Genomic DNA, 235 nt, shown 5'->3' with positions numbered 1-235 from the left:
GTCCGACGACGGGTACGACGCCGACCACGGGTACCGGGCCGACTACGAGCACCGGGCCGACGACGGGTACGACGCCGACCACGGGTACCGGGCCGACTACGAGCACCGGGCCGACGACGGGTACGACGCCGACCACGGGTACCGGGCCGACGACGGGTACGACGCCGACCACGGGTACCGGGCCGACCACGGGCACTGGACCGGCGACGGGTACCGGGCCGACCACGGGCACTGG

1 pseudogene is annotated in these 235 nt (G+C 74.9%); it reads left to right on the top strand.

What is annotated here, in order from left to right:
* A pseudogene (locus ACWEIJ_RS21110) lies at positions 1-235 on the top strand (hypothetical protein); the annotation flags it as partial.

This window comes from Lentzea sp. NPDC004789, from assembly GCF_053601075.1.
The sequence above is the reverse complement of the archived record's forward strand: the minus strand, read 5'-3'. Positions and strand labels throughout refer to the sequence as shown.